The sequence below is a fragment of the Blastopirellula sp. J2-11 genome (assembly GCF_024584705.1).
Classification (GTDB): domain Bacteria; phylum Planctomycetota; class Planctomycetia; order Pirellulales; family Pirellulaceae; genus Blastopirellula.
The window spans coordinates 4,890,078-4,912,566 of sequence record NZ_CP097384.1 but is presented as its reverse complement, the minus strand read 5'-3'; the positions used below and the strand labels follow the sequence as shown (position 1 = coordinate 4,912,566).

Here is a 22,489-nt window from a genome sequence, read left to right as displayed (position 1 = left end):
AATAGTGCGGATACGACGACCTAAGTCTGAATGTAGGCGGCGGGCGCTTGGAACTCAACCTGTTTTCCCCATGATGGTTAGGAAGATTGGCCCTTTTCGACGCTGTGGCTGTGATTTCTCCACAAGAGAATTTTTGCGTGCGGAGTTCTCGTGTTGAATCAATAGCTCGGCTATTCCGTTTTCACATGAACATTTCTAGAATGCCAGACGTAACCACTTCAAATCGGGCGCAAGGCATCGTTGTCTTCTAGCTAGGAAGACCTATTATTTTGCTTGCTTGTCGGAGCGAAGGAAATCGCAACGATAAGATGGTCAGCTTTTGCGGAAACGGTTTAGTCGAACCGCAGGAGTATTGGTACGCAAGCGCGCTTCGTTGGAACCTTGTTGCGCCGCGCGAATGAGTCGCGACTTCTCATTCGCACTGTACGGCGTCACATCTGCCGCGTTTTGCTCACGCATCCTGCTGTTCGACGCACACGGTCTGCGACCTTTCGTATCTCCGTGCGCGGTAGATGTATCACACAAGGAACTCAGCACATGTCGCTAGCGCAAGATTACGCGTTCAGCTCACTCTCGGATCGCCCCGCGACGCCTCAAACTGCTCGAACTTTTCAGCCGAACGAAAATGGAAGCGTTCCGGTCGAAGCTCCAGCAGCAACGGCGACGATTGGTCCCGATCCCTTGAATGACGCTACGGCGAAAGATCTCGTCCAGTTGTTCAAGTTGTTGGCCGACGAAACTCGGCTGCGAATTCTTTGCTTTTTGTTGCAAGAGAAAGAATTGAACGTTCGCACGCTGTGCGAACTGCTCGGACAAAGCCAACCGGCGGTCAGCCACCACTTGGCGCTCATGCGCGTCGCTGGATTGGTCGATTCGCGCCGTGACGGCAAGCACAACTTCTATCGAATTTTGCCAGACCGCGTCGGCGAATTGATGGAACAGTTGTTCCAGCACACCCCCGGCGTCGACAATAGCGAACTGCGCGTGCAAGAGCATTGCGTACGCTATTTCACAATGGGGACGTAGTCGGTCTGAGAAATGACCAAAGTCGGAGAGGCTGGCCGCGGACGATCACTGGTGGTTCGCGGCCAGCAACTCGACGACGAGGTTTTCGACGTCCGTGTAGGTAAAAGATTCCTCTTCGGACGTTGCGCCAGCGTTGTCAAATCGCTTGGCTAATGATCCGTCTTGCGCGTAAACGTAAACTGCAGGCGGCGCTCCCAGCTTCAGCTTCTCCAGCATCGTGTCAGTGTCGTCGCCGGCCAGGACGTTATCAAACGTTGCGCCAAATTTCTCTAAAACAGCCTGCACGCGCGGGATGCTACCTGCGGCCGTTTGGTTCTTGCCGCCGATAAAGTCGAGACTGACGCTGATACAAACGACTCCTTGGTCGGCGTATTGCCGATCAAGATCGACCAACCCCGGGAATTCTTTCAGGCACGGCGGGCAACTCGTCGACCAGTAGTCGACCACCACAATCTTGCCGCGCTGGCTTTCAATCAGCATCCGAATCGCTTCAAAGTCCAAGACGCGAACGGTCACTTCTTTTTTGGGAATCGGAGCCGGCATGGCCGCTGTCGACGCATTGCTCGACTGGGCCGCAGGTTCTTCACTGGTCGACGGCGCACAGCCAAGTGCTGCGTATAGCGTGACAAAAACCAACAACGACAATCGAAAAAGAGGTTTCACAGGACTGGCTTTCGCTATCTATTCGTGGGGGAAAGGTGACACTAGCATAAGGAATTCTCGATTGTCGCCCAACTCACCTTTCCAAAATGTCTGATTTCGAACATCTCCGTCACAAACCTCCCACGGCTCTCGTCGAACCGCGGCAGTTGATCGTCGCCTGCTGCCAGTTTCGGAGTAATGTCAATCTATCGCGAATTGTCCGAGCGGCATCGTGCTGCGCCGTTTCTCGAGTGATTGTGACCGGCAACATGAAAATCGACCCGAAAATTGCCCGCGATGGCGCCGAAAAACTGCCGATCTCGCGGCATCGTTCGTTGCCGCCGGTATTGAAGGAACTAAAAAGTGAAGGGTATCGTCTGGTCGGTCTCGAACAAACGACCAACTCGCAAGATATCCATCACTATTCGTTCGTCCGCAACACCGTGTTGGTGATCGGCAACGAACGCCAGGGAACGCCCGACGATGTGCTGCGGCTGCTGGACGATGTGGTGGAGATCCCGGTCTATGGAATGCCCTACAGTTTTAACGTGGCGACGGCGACCTGCATGGCCCTCTACGAGTTTTGCCGACAGTTCCCGCAAGGCTAAGTTGGGCGTGCCACGGCTCTGTGAGCCGTGTGAATTGCGTAGAGACGTCAATCTGGTTCACACGGCTCACAGAGCCGTGGCACGCGCGAAGTCTAACCTTGCATCACCTGCGCCGCTTCTTGGCACAGCATGGCGCTACGTTCACTCGACGGACTCTCGGCGATGATTCGCACAATCGGCTCGGTATTGCTGCCGCGAATTAATAGCCAGGCGTCATCCCAGGCAAAACGGAGCCCATCGAGTCGACTTGCTTGCGCATCCGAAAAGTGAGCCGTTAACCGATCGAGAGAACCGGCCAACTGTTCGCGATCGAGCGGCATGGTGGTTTTGAGAATTTCAAAACGGGGAATCGCATCCGCAAGCTTAGCGACTGTCGAACCCGACGCCGCCATTGCATCGAGCACCAGCGCCATGCCGACGAAACTGTCGCGGATGTAGCCGACCCGCGGATCGATTGGGCCGCCGTTCCCCTCGCCGCCAAAGATCGCCTGTTGGGCGATCATCATGTCAGTGACATTCGCTTCTCCCACGGCTGAACGAAGGATCGGGGCTCCATGCTTTTTCGCCAGCGCCTCGTTCATCAGACTGGTGGCGCAGTTGATCACCACTGGGCCTTTACGACTAGTCAGTACATGATCGAGGCAAAGGGCGACCGTGTATTCTTCGCCGATGTAACGTCCGGCGGCGTCGATGATCGCCAGGCGATCAGCGTCAGGATCTTGGCAAAAGCCGATATCGGCGCCTGACTCGACGATCTTCGCGCAAACTCCTTGCAGGTTGGCGGCGGTTGGTTCCGGCGTATGGAGAAAATTGCCGCTCGCTGAATCTCCCAAGATTTCAAACTCGCATCCAAACGCTTCCAGCAGTCGTCGCCCGAGCAAGCTGCCGGCTCCTTCGTTGGAATCGAGCAGCACGCGGAATTTCTTCTTTTTGATCTTGGCGACATCGACGATGGCCAGCACCTTTTCCAAATGTTGCGATAGCGTGTCGTCGCAATGGGTTAGCGAGCCCAGTTTTTCGTGCGTTACCCAACTCGCAGAGTTTGCGTGATAGGCGGTCAGTACCGATTCTCCTTGATTCGCCGGAATAACGCGTCCGTCGGCGCCCATCAGCTTGATGCCGTTGTATTGGGGCGGATTGTGACTGGCCGAGATCTGCACGGCGCCGCCGCATTGATACTGCCGAGTCAGCACGCCGACCGTCGGAGTCGCTGCGATATCGGCTTGAATCACGTCTCGTCCGCAGAAGTTGAGGGTTCCAGCGATCAGTTCGGCCAACGGCTTGCCGCTGGGGCGCCCGTCGCGCGCGATCAGAATGGGGCCCGGCGAAACTTGTTCGGCGAAAGCGGCGATATACCGCACCGCGACGCTGGGAGTCAGCGACTCGCCGACGACGCCGCGCAGCCCAGAAACGCTGATGATCGGGTCCTTCACAGATTCTTCCTTGTAAAACAAAGCTGTCGCGGGGGCGGCGGTCACGAGTATGGGACCAATTTCCCTGCTTTGGCGCAGCGAAGTCAAGGTCGAACTGGGGATGCCCGATTGAAGCAACTTCCCCCTCCGCCGTAAAATCGAAACTGGAAAAAACTGCCGTGTTGCTGAAGGAGCACCGATGACCAGCGAAGTCGACCCACTGTTGAGCGAAGTTCAAGCGGCTGTTGACGCCCAAAAGATTACGGCCAGCGCTGCCGAAAACATCAAGATTTGGCTCACCCAGCCGCGGTATGCGTCGTACGCTTCGCAAGTCGCCGACCATATCCAAGCCGGAAAATGGCAGGCCCTGGACGACGCGTTCTGGACGGTGATTCCGTTTGGCACCGGCGGGCGCCGTGGCCGAATGTATCCGATCGGGTCAAACGCGATCAATGAGCGAACGATCGGCGAAAGTGCGCAAGGTCTCGCTTCGTATATCAATGACAACGTCGAAGGGCCGCTGTCATGCGGGATCGCCTACGATACGCGGCATCGCTCGCGCGAATTCGCCGAGTTGTGTGCGCGGATCATGGTCGCCAACGGGTTTAAGGTTTATTTTCTTGACGATTATCGCAGCACGCCGGAACTCTCGTACCTGGTCCGCTACAAGCGGTGTAGTTGCGGAATCATGGTCACGGCCAGCCATAACCCACCCAGCGACAACGCGGTGAAGGTCTACTGGTCGACCGGCGGTCAGGTTCTGCCGCCGCACGACAAAGCGATCATCGACCGGGTGATGAATGTCGAAGAGTTACCGCTGGACGTTGTATTTAGCGAAGCGGTGGGGAAGGGAAGTATCGAAATCTGCACGGACGAAGTCGATCTGTCGTTCATCGAGAATGTTAAAGCCCAGCGTTTTAGCGGGCCACGCGATTTGAAGCTGATCTATTCGCCGCTGCATGGCGTAGGCGCTTCGGCCGTGATCCCTGCTTTGCAGGCGGACGGTTTCGCCGATGTGGAAATCTTCGGGCCGCATGCCGAACCGAACGGCGATTTTCCGAACGTGCCGGGACATGTTTCGAATCCAGAAAATCCGCACGTCTTTGACGCGATCATCGAGCGAGCCAAAGAAACCGGCGCCGAGTTTGTTTTGGCGACCGATCCTGACTGCGATCGGGTCGGCTGCTCGGCGCCTGTGACAACGGACCTGAAAGGGGAGTGGCGCACGTTCACCGGCAATCAAATCGCCGTGCTGTTGTGCGACTTTGTCCTGGGCAAAAAGAAATCAGGCGTCGGCGTCGAGGCCGAGAATTACGTCGTCAAGACGCTGGTCACCACCGAAATGGTGCGTCGCATCGCCGATAGCTACGGCGTGAAGACGTACGGAAATTTGCAGGTCGGTTTCAAGTACATCGGCGGCACGATGGATGAAGAAGGGCCTGACAACTTCTTGTTTGGCTGCGAAGAGTCGCACGGCTACTTGGTCGGCCAGTATGCGCGCGACAAAGATGCGGCCGTCGCGTCGATGCTGCTGTGCGAACTAGCGGCCGATTGCAAAGCCAACGGTCAATCGCTGCACGAGAAGTTGGAGTCGCTCTGGTGGCAGTATGGCTATCATGCTGAACATCTGTTGAACCAGAAAATGGAAGGCTCGGAGGGGATGGCCAACATGAAAAAGCTGATGGCCAAATTCCGTGAGCAGCCCCCCACTTCGTTGGACGGAATGGCTCTTCAGCGCGTGCGGGATTACAAAAACAACGTGATTGTCACTCCCGACGGCAAGAAGTCGCCGCTCAACGGTCCGCCGGGAGACATGGTGATTCTTGACTTGGCCGAAGGAAATTATGTGGCGGTTCGCCCGTCTGGGACCGAACCGAAGGTGAAATTTTACATGTTCACTTACGTCGAGCCAGAACAACTGTCGCTGTTGGACATGGCCAAGTCGGCGATGCAGGAGCGGATCAACGCCTTGGAAACGGAGCTAAAAGCATACGCAGCTGCGATCTAGGCGAAGCTGCCCCTGCCCGATTTCGAGCGACGCTCTACAATGAGGGAGAACTTTTTCTCCCTCATTTTTTGTGCGCATGACTGAACCTGCCGAAACGCCTGCCGAGCCCGAAAGCCACTCGACCGAGGGGAAGCCGCAAGAGCATGTCCCGTTTGTGCTAGCGGCCGATAAGGTGCGAAAATTTCCGACCACGCCGGGCGTCTATCTGATGAAAGATAGCCAAGGCCGAGTGATCTATGTAGGCAAAGCGAAAAACTTACGCAGCCGAGCCAGCAGCTATTTCAACGCGGAAGCGGCGGTGGACGTGCGTACCGGCTATTGGGTGAAAGAAATCGCCGACGCCGACTTTGTGGAGACCGATAGCGAAGTCGATGCGCTGCTGATGGAATCGCGGTTGGTCAAAGATATCCAGCCCAAGTTCAACAAAGACCTCAAAGACGACAAGTCGTTCCCCTATTTGATGATTTCGCAGCGGGAAGATTTCCCGCGGGTCGAATTCACCCGCGAACCGCAAGAAAAGAACGCCAAACTTTACGGGCCGTTCGCCAATGCGGGGGCGCTGCGGGGCGCGATCCAGGTGCTGCAGCGGATTTTCAAGTTTCGGACCTGCAGTCTCGACATTGACGAGAACGACGAGCGTTGGCGGTGGTTTCGCCCTTGCTTGTTGGCGAGCATCGATCAATGCACGGCGCCTTGCAACTTGCGGATCTCGAAAGAAGAGTACCGCAAAGACATTCGTCGCCTGCAGATGTTTTTGGAAGGGAACCGAGATCGTCTGTTGAAACAGCTGCGCGAAGAGATGCTGGAAGCGTCGAAGGAGTTGCAGTTTGAAAAAGCGGCGAAGCTGCGCGACGAGATCGATATGCTTGAGCGACTGGACGAACGGGGCGAACTGGAAACGCACGCGCAGCCGGAGGTGTTTTACATTGATCCCAAAAAGGGATTAGCCGGGCTGCGCAAAGTGCTGCAATTGTCGACGACGCCGCGGTCGATCGAAGGAGTCGACATCGCCCATTTGCAGGGAGGCGAAACGGTTGCGAGCTTGGTGCAGTTTTTGGACGGATTGCCGTTCAAGCCGGGCTATCGTCGCTATAAGATCCAAGGAGTGAAAGGAATCGACGACTTTCGCAGCATTCATGAAGTGGTCGCGCGTCGCTTCAAAAAGCTGCACGCCGACGGCGAAGTCTTTCCGGATGTGCTGCTAATCGATGGCGGCAAAGGGCAATTGAACGCGGCGCTGGCGGCGTTTCGCGACTTGCAGATCGAACCGCCGACATTGGTATCGTTAGCCAAGAAGGACGAAGAGATCTTCCGCCCTGGCGAGTCGGAACCGCTAAGACTGAGTCGGCATGCTTACGCGCTGCGGCTATTGCAGTATGTGCGCGATGAAGCGCACCGCTTTGCGCAGCATTACCACCATATCTTGCGGAAGAAGAATACGTTCGGCGAATAACGATCAATTAGTCCGATCGGACCACGCCCCTTTAGTGGGCGTGACCGTGATCGATCTCTTCGGGCGTCGCTTTGCGGACTGCGCGGACTGCGACTTCAAAGTGCAGCGTCATGCCGGCCAGCGGGTGATTGCGATCGACGATCGCCGCTTCTTCGCCGACTTCGGTCACGACCGCGGCGAACTCGCCTTCGTCTTCCGTTTCCAGGACCAGCTCCATGCCGACTTGCACCTGGCTGGGATCCTCAAAGGCGGCAAGGTCGATCTCCATGACGTCTTCTTCGTCATATTCGCCATAGCCTTGCTCAGGCGTAATGACGATCTGGAATTCGTCCCCAGGAGACTTGCCGTCGAGCGCAGACTCCATCCCAGCGATCAATGCGCCGATGCCGTGCAGATAGACGAGCGGCTCGGCTCCGCTGGAGGTGTCAATGATCTCGCCTTCGGCATCCTTCAACGTGTAGTCGATGGTGACGACCGTGTTTTTTCCAATTTTCATCGTGCAGCCCTAGTAGAGAAAGATTGCCTGTAGTCTAAGTTCCGAAGAGCCTTCAAGCTAGTTGCAAAAGTAAGGGAAAACTTAATTGCCTCTTGAGACCGGTTGCGTGATATGTCGGTTTTACAGGCTGTTCCTGGGGGCTTGGGAAAAGATTGGGGAAACGCCAGCACTTCCCTTTTCTGTTTGCGGTGGGCGAATCGATAAGGTAAGTGCGGCTAACACGGAAAGAGGACGCAATTTCGCCACGGAGGAAATCTATGTCATCACGTTCGAAATATCACGATTCCAACGATCTTTACGCTTCTAACGAGGAGCGATCTGGATTCGTCACGTTCGCCCTGGTCTTGCTGGGCATCGCCGCCGGAGCAGCCGGGGGAATGTTCTTCGCGCAACAAGACTTCCATCGCGAGCTCGCTTCGCTGAAGTCGGAACTCGCCGCGTCTCGTCAAGATATCCAGCTAATGACCGGATACGCGGACGATGCGCTAAAGACGAACTCTTTGCTTGGTCAACTTCGCCGCCAGCGAACGTCGCTGGCTGAAAACCAATTGTTGGCCGGCGAACTGGAACATACGCTCGCCAAGGTCGAAATGGCCGCGTCACGGATTGATGACGCCAAGGCCGTGTTGGCTCGCATGGAAGAACTGCAAATGCAAATTGTGAATCAGCAATGTCTGGCCAGCGAATTGGCGGCGGCGCTCGATCAGCAAAAAGGCGTGCAGTACCAACTGATCGATCTTGCTACGGCGCATGACTCAGCGAAACGTTCGCTCGACTCGCTCGCCAAAAACCAGGCGAAGATGCAGCAGATCGCCGGTTCGCTCGAAGAAAATGAGCTGACAGTCGATCGCGTCGCAACGGTCTTAGACAAGCAAGTGCAACTGGGGGAGGATATCACGTCCGCCCAAACGGCGCTCAACTTGGCTGCGGAAGTCGCGGCTCAATCGGCCGAACTGCAAGGGGCGCTCGTTGACAATCGTCGTAATTCAGGACGCGCTTTGTCTGCTCTCGACGAAATGGTTTGGGTTTGCGAGTACTTGAATTCGCAGTCTCCACGTTTGGCGACAACTCAGGCGAATCTGCAACAGATCGACGCGATTCATCAAGATGTCGCGACGTTGCGAGAGTCGATCGGTGGTTTGGTCGACAATGTGGAAACGATCCAGGGACTGAACCACTCGTTGTCAGCGGTGGTAGCCACGAGCGTTGGGATTCGCAACGGCCTGGCCGAAATCATGCTGCTGGAGCCAGCCGTGCGACAATTGGCCAATAGCCATCGTGAAATCGAGCAGTTGGTCAGCAAGACGAACGGCTTAGACGTGCAGACGCGAGCCAATCAGTTGATCGTGGAGCACCAAGAAGTGAAGGAACCGATTTTCGTTAGCCAAAAACCGTAGTTGAACTGCCGTGGCGCGAGAGGTCGCCGTCGGCGCAAAGTACGTGGCGACGTTTGTTTCTCTCCCCTCTTTTCCGTGGGCACATCGGGCGGGGAAGCGAACGAAGCGGCGCGTCGACGGCAGGGATCAGCGAGACGAACACGCCGATCCCCGTGTAAAAAACGACTAGAGCAATCGAGCTCTAGATCAAAAGATCGCGGACGGCCTGATGTTCTTCAACGCCGGTCAGTCGCATATCGAGACCTTGGAATTGCACCGACAACTTGCGGTGATCGATCCCCAGGCAATGCAAAATTGTCGCATTCAAATCATGAATGTGCACCGGGTCTTTGGTGATGTTGTAGCCGAAATCATCCGTTTCGCCGTAAACGACCCCCGGCTTGATTCCGCCGCCAGCCATCCAAATGCTGAAACAGCGCGGATGATGGTCACGACCATAGTTTTCTTGGGACAAACCTCCCTGGCAATAGACGGTGCGACCAAACTCACCACCCCAGACCACCAGCGTATCGTCTAGCAGGCCGCGTTGTTTCAAATCTTGAATCAGCGCCCAAGCAGGCTGATCGATATCGCGGCATTGATTGGGCAGATCGCCGGCGATATTGCCGTGTTGATCCCAGCCGCGGTGGAAGATTTGCACGAAGCGAACATCCCGTTCGATCATTCGACGAGCCATTAAGCAACTCGACGCAAACGTCCCAGGCGTACTCGCTTCCGGGCCGTACATATCTAGAACTTGCTGCGTCTCGTCGCGGAGATCGGTCAATTCCGGCACTGACGTTTGCATCCGGAACGCCATCTCGTATTGCGCGATACGGGACTGGGTTTCGGGATCACCGATTTCGGCGAACGCTTGTTGATTCATGCGCCCCAGCGAATCAAGCATGCGACGGCGCAGATCGCCGCCAACGCCGTCGGGGTTCGAGAGAAACAGAATCGGATCACCCTGACTGCGGAGTGCGACCCCTTGGTATTTACTTGGCAAAAAGCCAGAGCCCCATAGCCGATTGTAAAGGGCCTGGGCTTGTTGGCGGCCGGTCCAGTTAGGGGTCATCACGACGAACGACGGCAGGTCTTTGTTCTCGGATCCCAAGCCGTAGCTGAGCCACGCGCCGAGACTGGCGCGACCCGGCAACTGATTGCCGGTGCAAATATAGGTGATCGCTGGGTCATGGTTGATCGCTTCGGTATTGACCGAGCGAACCACGGCGATGTCGTCCGCCATCTTCGCGGTGTGGGGGAGCAATTCGCTGAACCACCCGCCTGACTGGCCATGTTGCGCGAACTTGAATTTTGAGGGCGCAATGGGAAAACGCGTTTGACCGGATGTCATCGTCGTCAAACGCTGTCCCGCGCGGATTGATTCTGGCAGATCTTTGTCGTACCAGTCTTTCATCTTCGGCTTGTAGTCGAGCATGTCCATCTGACTTGGCGCGCCGGCCATGAACAGATAGATCGCGCGTTTCGCCTTGGGAGCAAAATGAGGAATCGAGGGTAGCCCTCCGGATGTCGAAAGGGGAGCAGCGCCAGCGCGCTCGGGGAGCATCGAACTGAGCGCCGCCGTTCCGAGACCGAGTCCGCCGAGTTTGAAGAAATGGCGGCGCGATAGCGCCAGACCGTATTCTTGGCGAGGATCCATGATTCGACGTTCCTTGTGAGAGCCGTGGGTGGTTCGGCGATGGAGAGCTTAGTTTTTGGTAATCACTTCGTCGAGATTCAGCACCAGATTGGCGGCCAACGTCCAGGCCGCTGCTTCGGCATTTTCGGCGACGTCGATGCTGGCGTCAGGCGGGATTTCACCGACGTTAAGCAGCGCTTCGGCCGCTTTCGGTTCGGCGGCGAAGTGCGCTTGTGCAGCGCTGACTAACTGCACGATTTCTGCGATTTCCTGCTCGTGGGGATTTCGACTCATGCATAAGCGAAGCAAGAATGCGGCCTGCGCTTGGGGCGTTTCGCCCCCTTCTTTCCTGGTTCGTATCGCCAAAGCGCGAGCCGTTTCGACAAACTGAGGGTCGTTCATCAACATCAGCGCCTGGAGCGGCGTATTGGTTCGCTCACGACGGACCGTGCAGGATTCGCGTGACGGCGCGTCGAGCGTGCTCATTTGCGGCGGCGGCGAGGTTCGTTTGACGAACGTATAAAGCGTGCGGCGATGCACCTTTGCGTGCCCTTCGTCCGCTTTAAATTGGACCGTATTGCTGCCGCTGTAACCGACCGACTTCCAGAGACCCGCCGGCTGCGGAGGTTTGACGCTGGGACCGCCGATCTGATCGACCAGCAAACCGCTGACCGCCAACGCTTGATCCCGAATCATTTCGGCGTCAAGACGAAATCGAGGTCCCCGCGCGAGGAGACGATTGTTGGGGTCACGAGCGATTGCTTCCGGCGTCATCTTGGACGACTGACGGTAGGTCGACGAAAGGACGATGCGTTTCATCATCGTTTTGACGTCCCAACCATCGGCGATGAACTGGGAGGCCAGCCAATCGAGCAATTGGGGATGACTCGGCGGATCTCCTTGCAGCCCGAAGTCTTCGGCGGTTTTCACCAGGCCGGTTCCAAACGCATGTTGCCAAAGTCGATTCACCGTGACGCGAGCTGTCAGCGGATGTTCTGGATTGACCAGCCACCGCGCCAAACCCAATCGATTGAGGGGCGCGTCTGCCGGCATCGGCGGTAACATCCCGGGAGTGGCGCGTCCGATTTCCTCTCCCTGTTGATCGTATTCTCCGCGTTCCAAAATGTAGGCGGTGACCGGCTTGTCCTTCTCTTTCGAGATCAACGTCGTCGGCGACGCATTGGTCATGTCGGCGATCGTTTTTTCATTGGCGGCGATTGTTTGTTGAAGCGGAGTGAAGATTTCACGCGTGTCGGCAAATACATGCTCCACAAAATAACGCTGCAGTTGCGTTTGTTCCGCTTCGCTCCGCTTCTCGGCTTCCTTTTTCGCGATCGCGACGATTTTTTTCGGTTCGGTCGGCTTTTTCTTTGCCGCCAGTTCGGTTGACCACTGGGCCAACGAACGATAGACGCGCGGGCGACCTTCCCGCGTCGCGACGCCGGATTGGTCCCAGTAGACGGTTCCGCCCCATTGCGTAAACGCCCAGCCGTTGATCTTTTCACCCGGCTTCAGCTCGATAGCGCTAACCGGAATTTCCAGGCGAACCCATTCGCCGAGCGCGGGAAGATCTCCCTGATGCTGCCGCGAGGTCGTGCCGTCCGAACCAAAGGGAATCAGGTTTTCGCCCCAATAGGCGCGAAAGTTCCAATTGCCGTTGTTCCATTGCAGCATGATCTCTTTCGGCGGATCGGCCGGATCGAGATAGACATAGGTAAACAGCACATCGTCTTCGTAAATGGTCAGCGGCTCGGTCGCTTCGGTAAAGTAGTGCTGATCGAGTTCCTTGCTCGTCCGTTTGGACGAACGTTTGCCAGCGAAGACAGGCTCCGGCGCTTCAACCCACTGCCAGGGATAGAGATTGCCATGCAACTTAGCGCCGGGGGGAGTGTCGTCGTCAATCCAGACAACATCCACCGCCGGCTCATCCTCGGTGGGCGTCGCCGCATCTGGTTCTGTGTACTCGATAGCGGCTAGTTGCTCGCTGATCTTGGTTTTCGTCTGCTCGATTTCTTGCTGCAACTTGGCGATCTGTTGTTGATCGTCGGACGGAACCATGCGGATCGTCGGCGCGTGATCCTTGACGTTGCCGTCCATAGGGTTGTAGTCAAAGCTGTTGAAGAACGCGTACATCGAGTAGAAGTCGTTCATCGTCAGCGGATCGTATTTGTGATCGTGACAACGAGTACACTCAAATGTCAGCCCCATGAATACGGTGCCGGTTGTCGTGACGCGATCAATCACGTTGCGAGTCTCGACCTCTTGTTTGATCGATCCCCCTTCGTTGGTCGTCACATGGCAACGATTAAAACCGCTCGCGATCTTCTGGTCTTCGGTCGGATTTTCGAGCAAATCGCCAGCAAGTTGTTCGATGGTGAATTGGTCAAACGGTTGGTTGTTGTTGAATGCTTGAATGACCCAATCGCGATATAGCCACATCTCGCGATAGTTATCGAGATGCAGGCCATGCGTATCGCCAAAGCGAGCGGCGTCTAACCAAAAGCGAGCCATATGCTCTCCGTAGTGGGGAGAAGCGAGCAAGCGATCGACCACTTTCTCGTAGGCGTCGGGAGATTCGTCCGCCAAAAACGCGTCGACCTCGTTCAGCGTCGGCGGCAACCCGGTCAGATCAAACGTGACGCGGCGGATCAGTCGTTCTTTGCTGGCGGAATCGGTTGGAGATAGCCCCAGCTTTTCGAGCTTCGCGAGTACAAACGAATCGATCGAATTGGTCGGCCAGTCGGTTTGCTTGACAGTCGGCGGTTCTGGCTTGGTGAGCGGTTGGAATGACCAGTGAAGTTCATACTTGGCGCCGTCGGCGACCCACTGGCGAATCTTGGCGATCTCCGCCGGCTTCAGCGACTTGTTCGAGTCAGGCGGCGGCATTTGCACATCAGGATCGGTACTGAGGATTCGCGCCATGATTTCGCTAGCGTCGACATCGCCGGGAACGATCGGATGTTCGCCAGAGTCGGCTTCTCCATAGGCGCTGCCCTCCAGATCAAGACGGAACCCGCCGCTGCGATGTTCTTCGTCAGGGCCATGGCAAGCGTAGCAATTGTTCGACAGGAGCGGCCGGATATCGGCGCCAAAATCGACCTCTTCCTCCGCTCGGCTGGAATGTATCCAGCTCAACGAAATCATGACGCCGAGAATCATCCATGAACAGGGAGAGTTCGCTGAGAAAAGTCTCATGCCGATACCTGACGGGCAAGGAAGGAAATTCGAAATCGAAGGTGGGGGTGAGTGCGGAACCCACCAAATCAGAAGGGAATGGAGTCAACGCGATTATAACATCCCCAGCGGGGAGTATCGATCCTCTGTTTACTCGAAATGGCGATCTGTTCCATCCATCGGGAAATGCGAGATGCCCCGCAGAACCGTTCGCCATCCTGCTCAATCTGCGCAGGATAAGCCAAAGTAACGACTTACGGCTAGTGCTATTCGCTCTCGGCAGGAGAAACGGCCACGTCGCACGATCCTAGGGCGCACATCTCGGCGCCTTCGACAAAGAGGCGTACATGGCATTCGCCAGAGCAATGGGCCGGCAGTGGAATCTCGGCTTGGAAGGGACCTGCCGGCAGATCAAGATCTAGGCTATGCCAGCGTCGATCGTTGGCCTGACGGTAAATATTGGGAAAGTCGGGCAGGCTGGCTTCGTAGTCGGTCCGCGCTTCTGGCGCAAAAGTCAGCAGATCGCGGCGGCAGACGATTTCGAGCCGTCCTTTACCGGCTACCGGCGAAACGCCGCTGACCAACAAGGTTTCGCCGGCTTGGGCTTCGGCGGGCGATTCAATCTGGGCTGACTCGACGCGCGGCAATCGCAGCAAGGGATCGCCGATCAGGTTGAACAGTTGAACATGTTCGCGACGTTCTTCTTTCAAGAGTTTCGGTTTCGGACTGACCATGCTCGCGAGCGAATCGAGCAGCTTTCGGTTCTCGCTTTTGCTAGTCACGCCGACCATGTCTTGTTTCGCGTGCAAAATCAACTCGCCCAGCGTCTCGCAATGGTTGTCGAAGTATTCTTCGAGCATCTCGGCGCCCATCACCGACATCGCGTACGGCATCGTGACGCGCGAGCCGGCATAGACCGCGACGGGACCGCCGGGACTGCGTAGCATCTCTTCGGCTAGACAATCTTTGGGTTCGTCAAACGCGCCGGTGTAGCAGGCCAGAAAGATCGCGATCGGCGAACCGTTTTTGCAGTTCAACCGAGGAATATCGCGTGAAGTGAAAATCGGATAGTAACGTTCTTCGGGGACCCGAATGTAGTCGAGATAACGACGTTGCCCGTGACCGATGTAAATCCAAAACAGGCAACCGTCGTTGAGTTGATTGACTGTTTCGTCGCAAAACTCGCGTGGGTCAGGGCAATAGGGACTATGCCAACTCGCGTAGGCGACCTTCGTTTCAAACGAAGCAGGGATCTCGTCGGTGAGGAATTTCTTGGTGATCGATTCCATCAGCGAATCGGCAAGCAGCCCAAATCCGCCCACGCCGGCGACAACATTCAACTGCCGCCGCCAGGCTCCAGGCGTAACATCCGTTTCGTAGGCGAGAATCTTCGCGACGACGATTTCTAATTGTTCAGGAGTGCGGACCGAGAGGCGACCGATCGCCACGTCAGGCAGCAGGTCATCGTCGACATCGGCGTAGTAATTGTCGGTGACCAGGGTTGGCTCTGAGCCAAAGTGGACGTTGACTACGGCGTTCATCTGATGGGTCGGAACGCCGGGGGCTTCGGGGGTTGGTTGATCGCCGGGAACGTCTCCTACGAGAACGACCCAGCGCAACGCGCCCGATTGGGCCGTTTCGCGGATCGCGGCGCGAATTCGCTCTTTCGATCCGGTCTCGGTAATCAGGCCGATTTGCCGTCCTTGCGCAGCGCGAAAATCGAGCCAGGGGCGCAGCGCCGGAACCAGCGGCCCGGGGCAAACGACCAGCGTATCGGTCGGCGGTTGGGGAGCAGCGCCAAGAACCATGGCGGCCAGGAGAGCGGCGATCGATCCGTACATAACTATTTATCGGCCGCAAGGTGTGAGGGAAGCGGGAAGGGAAAGCGACGCCAGCAGCGAGGTCCGTAAGGTGACCGGGGCGAGGAAGTGTACTCGCCAGCTCCGTCCGCAGGCAAGACGCATCTTTCCCCCCAACTTAGACGATCCTGCCTGCCGTATCGATCTTACCAATGGAAAGTTGGGGAAGTTTCACCCCAAAACGGGTTCCCGCCGCCAATCGCTTGCCGCGTGACAGAGGAACGCTATATTAACGTTGCTTGAGGAAAACATGCGGGAGTAGCTCAGTGGTAGAGCGCTAGCTTCCCAAGCTGGATGTCGCGAGTTCGAACCTCGTCTCCCGCTCTGACGAAAAGCGGGCCGAAACCTCCTTTGGGGGAGGGAATCGCCCCGCTTTTTCGTTTTCTAGCGAACTATGTCACTGGTTGCTGGGCGATTTGCCCATAGCGGTGAAGCGTCTGCGATATCGCCTGTTCGCGCAACCAATAGCGAAGTTCGAGATAGCCGTGGGCGGTCAACGGCGCATCGATCCAGTTTAGCCCCGTCTTATAGGCGGCGTCCAGAATCGAATCGGCGGGAACGTTAATCGTGCGGAGAAACTCAAACTGATTCCCTTCGCATAGCAACCGAGCGACAAAGTCGGCGTCCGACTCTTCGGTGGCGACGCTGATCTGCAGCGGCGTGCCGGTCAACCGCGAAGCGAGTTCGGCCCGAGCACGAACCGTCGCATCTTCTGACGACATGCGAAGAATTACGCCGCGGGCCGGACGGTAACGGAAAACATTGCTTTCGCACACTAGGTGCGACGGATCATGCTCCCGCGAGAAATACTCGCTGTAGGCGGTGCGATAGCTTTGCTCGACTGCCGAGTGAGGTACATCGGCAACTGCGTCCGACCAGCGAGCGAACAGCGAAACGTAGTTTGGGCCGCCTGCTTTGGCGCCGGGACCGATCGACGACTTCTTCCAACCGCCGAAGGGTTGACGCTGCACGATCGCGCCGGTCGTGGGGCGATTGATGTACAGGTTGCCTGCCTGGACTGACTCGCGCCACTGCAATTGTTCTTTTTCGTCCAGAGAATGGATCCCGGCGGTTAAACCAAAGTCGACATCATTCTGCCAGGCGATCGCCTGAGCCAGATTCTCGGCACGCATGACGCCCAGCACCGGACCAAAGCACTCGGTCTTGTGGAACCATGATCCAGGGCGAACGCCAAGCCGAATGCCGGGGCTCCAGAGACAGGGATCGTCGGGGGATCGCTGCGGCTCTAACAACCAACTCTCGCCAGCATCGAGTTGCGTCAGCGCTCGCATCAGGGCAGGCTCTGGAGTACGAATCAACGGCGTGATGAGGCTCGTCCGATCGGTCGCCGCGCCGACCGGAAGCGAAGCCGCCGCGTCGTGCAACTGCCGTTGAAAGACTGGATCGTCGTAAACTTCGGCTTCGACAATCGCCAGGCTGGCGGCGCTGCACTTTTGTCCGGAATGTCCCAGTGCCGAGCGAACCAGATCTTTGACCGCCAATTCGCGGTCGGATTGAGCGGTGATGACCAGCGCATTCTTGCCGCTCGTCTCCGCATAGAGACGGAGCGACGGACGCCAAGACTGAAAGAGTCGAGCCGTTTGATAGGCGCCGGTCAACACGACGACGTTGACGCGCGGATCGGTGATCAGTCGTTTGCCGGTTTCGCCGTCGGCACAAGGGTAGAACTGCAGAACGTCGCGGGGGACGCCAGCTTCCCAAAGCTGTTCGACCAATCGCCAGGCGATGTCGGTCGTTTCCGGCGCCGGCTTCAGGATGACGGCGTTGCCGGCCATAATCGCGGCCAAGACGCCGCCGCACGGAATTGCATACGGGAAGTTCCAAGGAGGAGTAATCACAACCACGCCGAGCGACTGACTGACGATCCCTGGGTGATTGGGGAAATGCTCGGCATAGTAGCGAGCGAAGTCGATTGCTTCCGAGATCTCGCTGTCGGCTTCCAGGATCGTCTTCTTGGCGGTCTGCTGCATTTCGGCAATCGATTCAAAACGCCGCTGCTGCATCACCTGGGCGGCGTGATGTAAGATTTCCGCTCGCTGAGCGACCGATTCGCCTGACCAACGTGGGACGGCGGAGACGGCTCGATCTAGCGCCGTATCCAGATTTTCCGGCTGCGGCGGACTTGCCGGAGTCCAGTTGGCGATCGCTTCATCGACGAGCCGCCGTGTCGACGCCTGCGTCCAATCGCTATCGGTCTCGTTCAAAAAATGCGCCGCTCGATTGGGATCGACGACCGGCAGTTGGCGCCGTGAAAGCGTTGCGACATCGAGCCGATGTTCCCACCCTTCGACAAACCGTCGCTCTTGTTCGCGCCACTGCGGCGAATCGGGAGTCAGCCCAAACAGATCATGCAGAAAATTTTGCGGCGACGTGTTCTCGTCCAGTCGCCGGACAAGATAGGCCATGGCGCTTTGGAAGTCTTTGGGCTGGACGGCCGGCGCGTAAAGGAGCAGCCCGCCTGCCTGCTCCTTCACGACGCGCGCTTGATGGTTGGCCATGCCTTCCAGCATTTCGATTTCTACCGAATCAGTCGTTCCGAACTCTGCTCGCAAGGTCAACGCCAGCGCGACGTCAAACAGATTGTGCGAAGCGACGCCGACTCGCAGCACGGCGGCATGATCCGGCTGGACGCAAAACTCAAGCATGCGGCGATAGTTGGCGTCGGTTTCGGCTTTCGTCCGATAGGGGGCCGAACGCCAGCCGTGCAGTTCGGCTTCTACATCTTCCATCGCCAGGTTGGCGCCTTTGACGAGACGCACTTTCACTTTGGCTCCGCCTGCGGCCGCGCGCTCTTTGGCCCAAGCCGCCAATTCTTGCAGCGCTTTCCACGAGTCAGGGATATAGGCCTGAAGCACGATCCCGGCCGAGTAATGATGAAACTCTGGCTCCGACAGAACTTGCTGAAACGCTTCCAGCGTTAGACGCAGATCTCGATATTCTTCCATATCGAGATTCACAAATTTGCTTTGCGGCGCTGCGGCGCGATAGATCACTCGCAGGCGGTCTCTGATCGCCTGCAACGTTTGATCGTAGGAAGTCAGATTAATCTGGCTGAATATCGCCGAGATTTTTATCGACAGATAGGTCACTTCGGGCTGTTGCAGATAATCAAGCGCGATGCGAAGTCGATTTTGCGCTTCCGCTTCGCCCAGGACCGCTTCGCCGAGATGGTTAAGATTGATCGAGAAGCCTTGCGAGATTCGCCGCTTTACATGGCGGCGCAAATTCTCCATTTCGCCGTTCAAAATCACGTTGGAAGAATCGGCTCGCATCCGAGCGGCGATCAGCGGCATGACCACTTGCGGCGCGATAATGCTTAGCGCGCTCGCCGTTCGCATCAGCAATCGATCGGTCCACGAGAAATATTGCGGGAATCCGAACTTACGCAGTAGTCCCCGCCAGCGTTGGGCCTGCAGGCGCAGGTCGGCGCTGCGAAAAGTCTCGTCGACCATCGCTAACGTAAATGCTTTACCGGCGCCGTCATTCATCATTCGAGCGAGCTGTTCACTCTGGATTTTCTCGCTCTTGCGAATGCTTTCGTTGGCCGCGACCAGCAGTTGTTTCGCCAGATCGATGGTGCGATTGGCGATCGCCGAATCGAACAGTTCGTGATCCTGGGATGTTTCGCTGGGGGGGCTGTGGTGAAATTTTTCAACAATCATGGCGAAAACGTCATCAGGAAAAAGGACGTCGTGATAAAAGCTGGTTTTTTACAATTCTAGGGCTCTTTGCGCCTACTGTCTTGCGATTACAATTTGTTGCTGTGCAGAAAAACTACAAATGCGGGTTCGGCGGAAAACCGTAAAACTGTGAGGGGACCCTGTTTTGAATCGCGCATCTTCGACATCGTCACGGGCTGAAATTTTTTCAGAATCGCCTGGTCTGGAGACGATGGAAACTCTGTTTCGATCTTTGCCGAACGTCTTGTTTTGCATCAAGGATCGTGATCGACGATATGTCGCCGCGAATGATGCGTTGGTTGCGGCGACGCTGAAGAAGACGGTGACGGAGGTGCTCAATCGTCGCGCGATTGAAGTCTTCCCAGAGATGTTAGCCGCCGGCTACGAACAGCAAGACGACGAAGTGTTTGAGCGCGGCGTCAATATCGAAGATCGGTTAGAGATGATTACGCGAGCTGACTGTGACGTCGGCTGGTTCGTTTCGCACAAAGCGCCGATCCGATCCCGTTCAGGCGAAGTGATCGCGCTGGCGAGCATCTCGCGCGACTTAGAGATTCGCGCGGACGATGGGCAAGAGTTGGGCGCCGTCAAAGAGGCGCTCGATACCTTGCATCGCGACTATAGCAAGCCGCTGCGTATCGGGGATCTCGCGGAGAAGACCAGCATGTCGGCTAGTCAGTTTGAACGGCGCATCAGCAAGATTACGGGGCTTTCGCCGCGCCAACTGCTGACCAAACTGCGAATTGACGCCGCCGCTACGAAGCTGCGCGAGACCGATCTGTCGGTCGGACAGATTGCGATTGATACCGGCTTCTACGATCAGGCGGCGCTGACGCGCAAGTTCCGTGAAGTGACCGGACTCACTCCGGCGCGCTATCGCCAAGCGACGACTTCGCTTTAAAGGGACGGTTCGTTAAAGAGCGGCTGGCTTGCCGGTTTCAAGGAAATCCCAGAGCCAAGCTTCGTAAGGCGCGGGATCGAGACCCTGCTGCTCGATCCATGCGCTGTCGTAGTAGGTCGTCAGATAACGCTCGCCGCCGTCGCAAATCAGCGTGACGACGCTCCCGGACTCGCCGCGCTCGACCATTCCGGCCACGATTTGCATGGTCGCCCAGAAGTTGGTTCCGGTTGAACCGCCGCATTTGCGATCGAGCAGGCGTTGCAGCACGCGCATCGCCGCTAAGGAAGCCGCGTCGTCCACTTTGATCATCTGGTCAACGACGGTCGGCAGAAACGAGGCCTCCACGCGCGGGCGGCCGATCCCTTCGATGCGCGATGGTCCGCCAGACTTGACCGAGCGATCGCCGGTTTGATAGAAGTCGTAGTAGACCGAATTCTCCGGATCGGCGACGCACAGTTGGGTCGACAATTTCTGGTAGCGAATATATCGCCCGATCGTCGCTGACGTGCCGCCGGTGCCGGCCGAAACGACAACCCATTTCGGTTCGGGATCGGCTTCCAGCGACATCTGACGAAACATCGATTCGGCGATGTTGTTGTTGGCGCGCCAGTCGGTCGCTCGTTCGGCGAAGGTAAACTGATCCATGTAGTGCCCGCCAAGCTCGGCGGCGATGCGCTCGGCGTGCGAGTAAATATCGCCTCCGTCGACCAGATGGCAAATGCCGCCGAGAAACTCAATCTTCTTAATCTTTTCGCGCGACGTATTGGCCGGAATAACCGTATGAAACGGCAGGTCGAGCAGCTTGGCGAAATAAGCTTCGCTGATCGCCGTGCTGCCGGAAGAAGCTTCGACAATCGGCGTCGCTTCTCGAATCCACCCGTTGCAGATCCCGTACAGAAACAGAGATCGCGCCAAGCGATGCTTCAAGCTGCCGGAAGGATGAATCGATTCATCTTTCAGGTAGATTGAAATGTTCGGCAGTTGCAAACAGGGAACTTGGATCAGGTGCGTGTCGGCGGAGCGATTGAAGTCGCGATCGATCGCAGAGATCGCACGGCTTACCCAGGCGCTGGTCATCGGCGGAACGTTCTTGGTTGGAGTCAGGCAGAGCAAAAAATGAGCGAGTGTCAGGCAGTCTAGTTGGACATTCCCGGGTCGCGATAGTCGATTTTCGTCCAATTGGCCCGATTACTTTGTTCCGAAAAACGCCAAAAAAGCCGACAGCCAGGGCTACTTCAGCGTACCCGCAATTTTCTTTCGCAGTCACGAAAACATCTGATAGCTCCCCGTCGGCTCAAACGCGTTGAGAAAATGCTCGATGGTCGGCGTCTGTGCGGCTTCGGGCCAGGTGATGGCGATCACGTCGAAGCGGGCTTTGCATTCCAGAAGATTGTGCCGGCGCAAATAGCTGATCGCCAGGCGCGTCAGCTTCGCTTGCTTGTGAGCGTCGACCGCTTCGCTGGGATGAGCGGTGTCGCTCGACGAGCGGGTCTTCACTTCCACAAAGACGACGGTGCGTCGGTCGACGGCGATGATATCGATCTCACCCAGTTTCGAGCGATCGCTGCATGCGATGATCGTATAGCCGAGTTGGCGAAGAAACCGAACTGCGGCCGCTTCTCCACGTGCGCCGAGCGATTGCGGCTTGCGCCAGCGGGCGATCCAGCGGAACAGCATGAGACGACTCGCACAACAGAGGACGGTTGCGGTTAGACCGTCGATTTTAGTACGTCTAGTTGGCGAAATCACGCGCAAAGCGGAGATGCGAACCGCGCATGCAAAAACCGCTCGGCCATTTCCGCCAAGCGGTTTTGAATCGTCATCGCTGGAGAGATCTGCTGCTACACGCGGCGTTCGGTCAAGCGGGTCGCCTTGCCGACGCGATCGCGCAGGTAGTACAGTTTCGCGCGGCGAACGACCGACTTACGGGTCGAGACGATCTTGTCGACCTTCGGGCTGTGCAACGGGAACTTCTTTTCGACCCCTTCGCCGCCGACGATGCGACGGACGGTGAACATCTCACGGGTGCCGCTGCCGCTACGGGCGATGACCGTACCGGAGTAGACCTGGATGCGTTCTTTGTTGCCTTCGAGAATCTTGGTGTGGACTTCGACGGTGTCCCCAATCTCGAATTGATCGACTTCCGGCTTCTTGTAGGCCGCTTCGACCTTGTTCATCAAATCTTGGCTCATGA

At 56.9% G+C, this 22,489-nt stretch carries 16 protein-coding genes and 1 tRNA gene; 7 read left to right on the top strand and 10 right to left on the bottom strand.

What is annotated here, in order from left to right:
* The first annotated feature begins 537 nt into the window (after positions 1-537).
* Positions 538-1,026 (top strand): ArsR/SmtB family transcription factor, encoded by a 489-nt coding sequence (locus tag M4951_RS19335; protein ID WP_262023272.1) that lies wholly within the window; start codon positions 538-540, stop codon positions 1,024-1,026.
* A 45-nt stretch (positions 1,027-1,071) separates the two neighbouring features.
* Here the strand turns inward: M4951_RS19335 and M4951_RS19330 are convergent, their stop codons facing one another.
* Complete coding sequence (locus M4951_RS19330; protein ID WP_262023271.1) at positions 1,072-1,689, bottom strand: TlpA disulfide reductase family protein; 618 nt, start codon at positions 1,687-1,689, stop codon at positions 1,072-1,074.
* An 86-nt stretch (positions 1,690-1,775) separates the two neighbouring features.
* On the opposite strand from M4951_RS19330, the gene M4951_RS19325 reads away from it, so the two are divergent.
* The gene (locus M4951_RS19325; protein WP_262023270.1) at positions 1,776-2,276 is read left to right on the top strand and encodes a TrmH family RNA methyltransferase; all 501 of its coding nucleotides are present in this window, start codon (positions 1,776-1,778) and stop codon (positions 2,274-2,276) included.
* A gap of 92 nt (positions 2,277-2,368) precedes the next feature.
* Here M4951_RS19325 and glmM read toward each other — a convergent pair whose 3' ends face one another.
* A complete protein-coding gene (gene glmM / locus M4951_RS19320; protein WP_262023269.1) occupies positions 2,369-3,709 on the bottom strand; it encodes a phosphoglucosamine mutase in 1,341 nt (446 codons plus the stop codon).
* 178 nt (positions 3,710-3,887) lie between these two features.
* Here glmM and M4951_RS19315 point away from each other — a divergent pair, with 178 nt between their 5' ends.
* Both M4951_RS19315 and M4951_RS19310 read left to right on the top strand, forming a co-directional pair.
* Entirely contained in the window at positions 3,888-5,696 is a 1,809-nt protein-coding gene (locus M4951_RS19315) for a phospho-sugar mutase (protein ID WP_262023268.1), read from the top strand.
* Positions 5,697-5,904: 208 nt separating this feature from the next.
* Positions 5,905-7,149, top strand: coding sequence for an excinuclease ABC subunit UvrC (locus M4951_RS19310; RefSeq protein ID WP_410050440.1), 1,245 nt, complete (start codon positions 5,905-5,907; stop codon positions 7,147-7,149).
* Positions 7,150-7,180: 31 nt separating this feature from the next.
* On the opposite strand, the gene M4951_RS19305 is transcribed toward M4951_RS19310, so the two are convergent.
* Positions 7,181-7,645, bottom strand: a complete 465-nt coding sequence (locus tag M4951_RS19305) for a peptidylprolyl isomerase (protein ID WP_262023266.1) — start codon at positions 7,643-7,645, stop codon at positions 7,181-7,183.
* A gap of 257 nt (positions 7,646-7,902) precedes the next feature.
* On the opposite strand from M4951_RS19305, the gene M4951_RS19300 reads away from it, so the two are divergent.
* Positions 7,903-9,042 (top strand): hypothetical protein, encoded by a 1,140-nt coding sequence (locus M4951_RS19300; protein WP_262023265.1) that lies wholly within the window; start codon positions 7,903-7,905, stop codon positions 9,040-9,042.
* Positions 9,043-9,223: 181 nt separating this feature from the next.
* On the opposite strand, the gene M4951_RS19295 is transcribed toward M4951_RS19300, so the two are convergent.
* The 3 genes from M4951_RS19295 to M4951_RS19285 form a co-directional block, all read right to left on the bottom strand.
* Complete coding sequence (locus M4951_RS19295) at positions 9,224-10,681, bottom strand: DUF1501 domain-containing protein (protein ID WP_262023264.1); 1,458 nt, start codon at positions 10,679-10,681, stop codon at positions 9,224-9,226.
* Between the two features lie 48 nt (positions 10,682-10,729).
* Entirely contained in the window at positions 10,730-13,855 is a 3,126-nt protein-coding gene (locus tag M4951_RS19290) for a PSD1 and planctomycete cytochrome C domain-containing protein (RefSeq protein WP_262023263.1), read from the bottom strand.
* Between the two features lie 245 nt (positions 13,856-14,100).
* A complete protein-coding gene (locus M4951_RS19285; RefSeq protein ID WP_262023262.1) occupies positions 14,101-15,675 on the bottom strand; it encodes a C25 family cysteine peptidase in 1,575 nt (524 codons plus the stop codon).
* 270 nt (positions 15,676-15,945) lie between these two features.
* On the opposite strand from M4951_RS19285, the gene M4951_RS19280 reads away from it, so the two are divergent.
* Positions 15,946-16,017 (top strand) — tRNA-Gly (locus M4951_RS19280).
* A 68-nt stretch (positions 16,018-16,085) separates the two neighbouring features.
* Here the strand turns inward: M4951_RS19280 and M4951_RS19275 are convergent.
* Positions 16,086-19,376, bottom strand: a complete 3,291-nt coding sequence (locus tag M4951_RS19275) for a bifunctional proline dehydrogenase/L-glutamate gamma-semialdehyde dehydrogenase (protein ID WP_262023261.1) — start codon at positions 19,374-19,376, stop codon at positions 16,086-16,088.
* 229 nt (positions 19,377-19,605) lie between these two features.
* Here M4951_RS19275 and M4951_RS19270 point away from each other — a divergent pair, with 229 nt between their 5' ends.
* Positions 19,606-20,295 carry an AraC family transcriptional regulator gene (locus tag M4951_RS19270; protein WP_262023260.1) on the top strand — a complete coding sequence of 230 codons (690 nt, stop codon included), beginning with the start codon at positions 19,606-19,608 and terminating at the stop codon, positions 20,293-20,295.
* 12 nt (positions 20,296-20,307) lie between these two features.
* Here M4951_RS19270 and M4951_RS19265 read toward each other — a convergent pair whose 3' ends face one another.
* From M4951_RS19265 to rplS, 3 genes are all read right to left on the bottom strand, one after another.
* Positions 20,308-21,372 (bottom strand): PLP-dependent cysteine synthase family protein, encoded by a 1,065-nt coding sequence (locus tag M4951_RS19265; protein WP_262023259.1) that lies wholly within the window; start codon positions 21,370-21,372, stop codon positions 20,308-20,310.
* 186 nt (positions 21,373-21,558) lie between these two features.
* On the bottom strand, positions 21,559-21,972 hold the full coding sequence (locus M4951_RS19260; protein ID WP_262023258.1) for a YraN family protein: 414 nt from the start codon (positions 21,970-21,972) through the stop codon (positions 21,559-21,561).
* A 164-nt stretch (positions 21,973-22,136) separates the two neighbouring features.
* Positions 22,137-22,487 carry a 50S ribosomal protein L19 gene (gene rplS, locus M4951_RS19255; protein ID WP_262023257.1) on the bottom strand — a complete coding sequence of 117 codons (351 nt, stop codon included), beginning with the start codon at positions 22,485-22,487 and terminating at the stop codon, positions 22,137-22,139.
* Between the last annotated feature and the right edge of the window lie 2 nt (positions 22,488-22,489).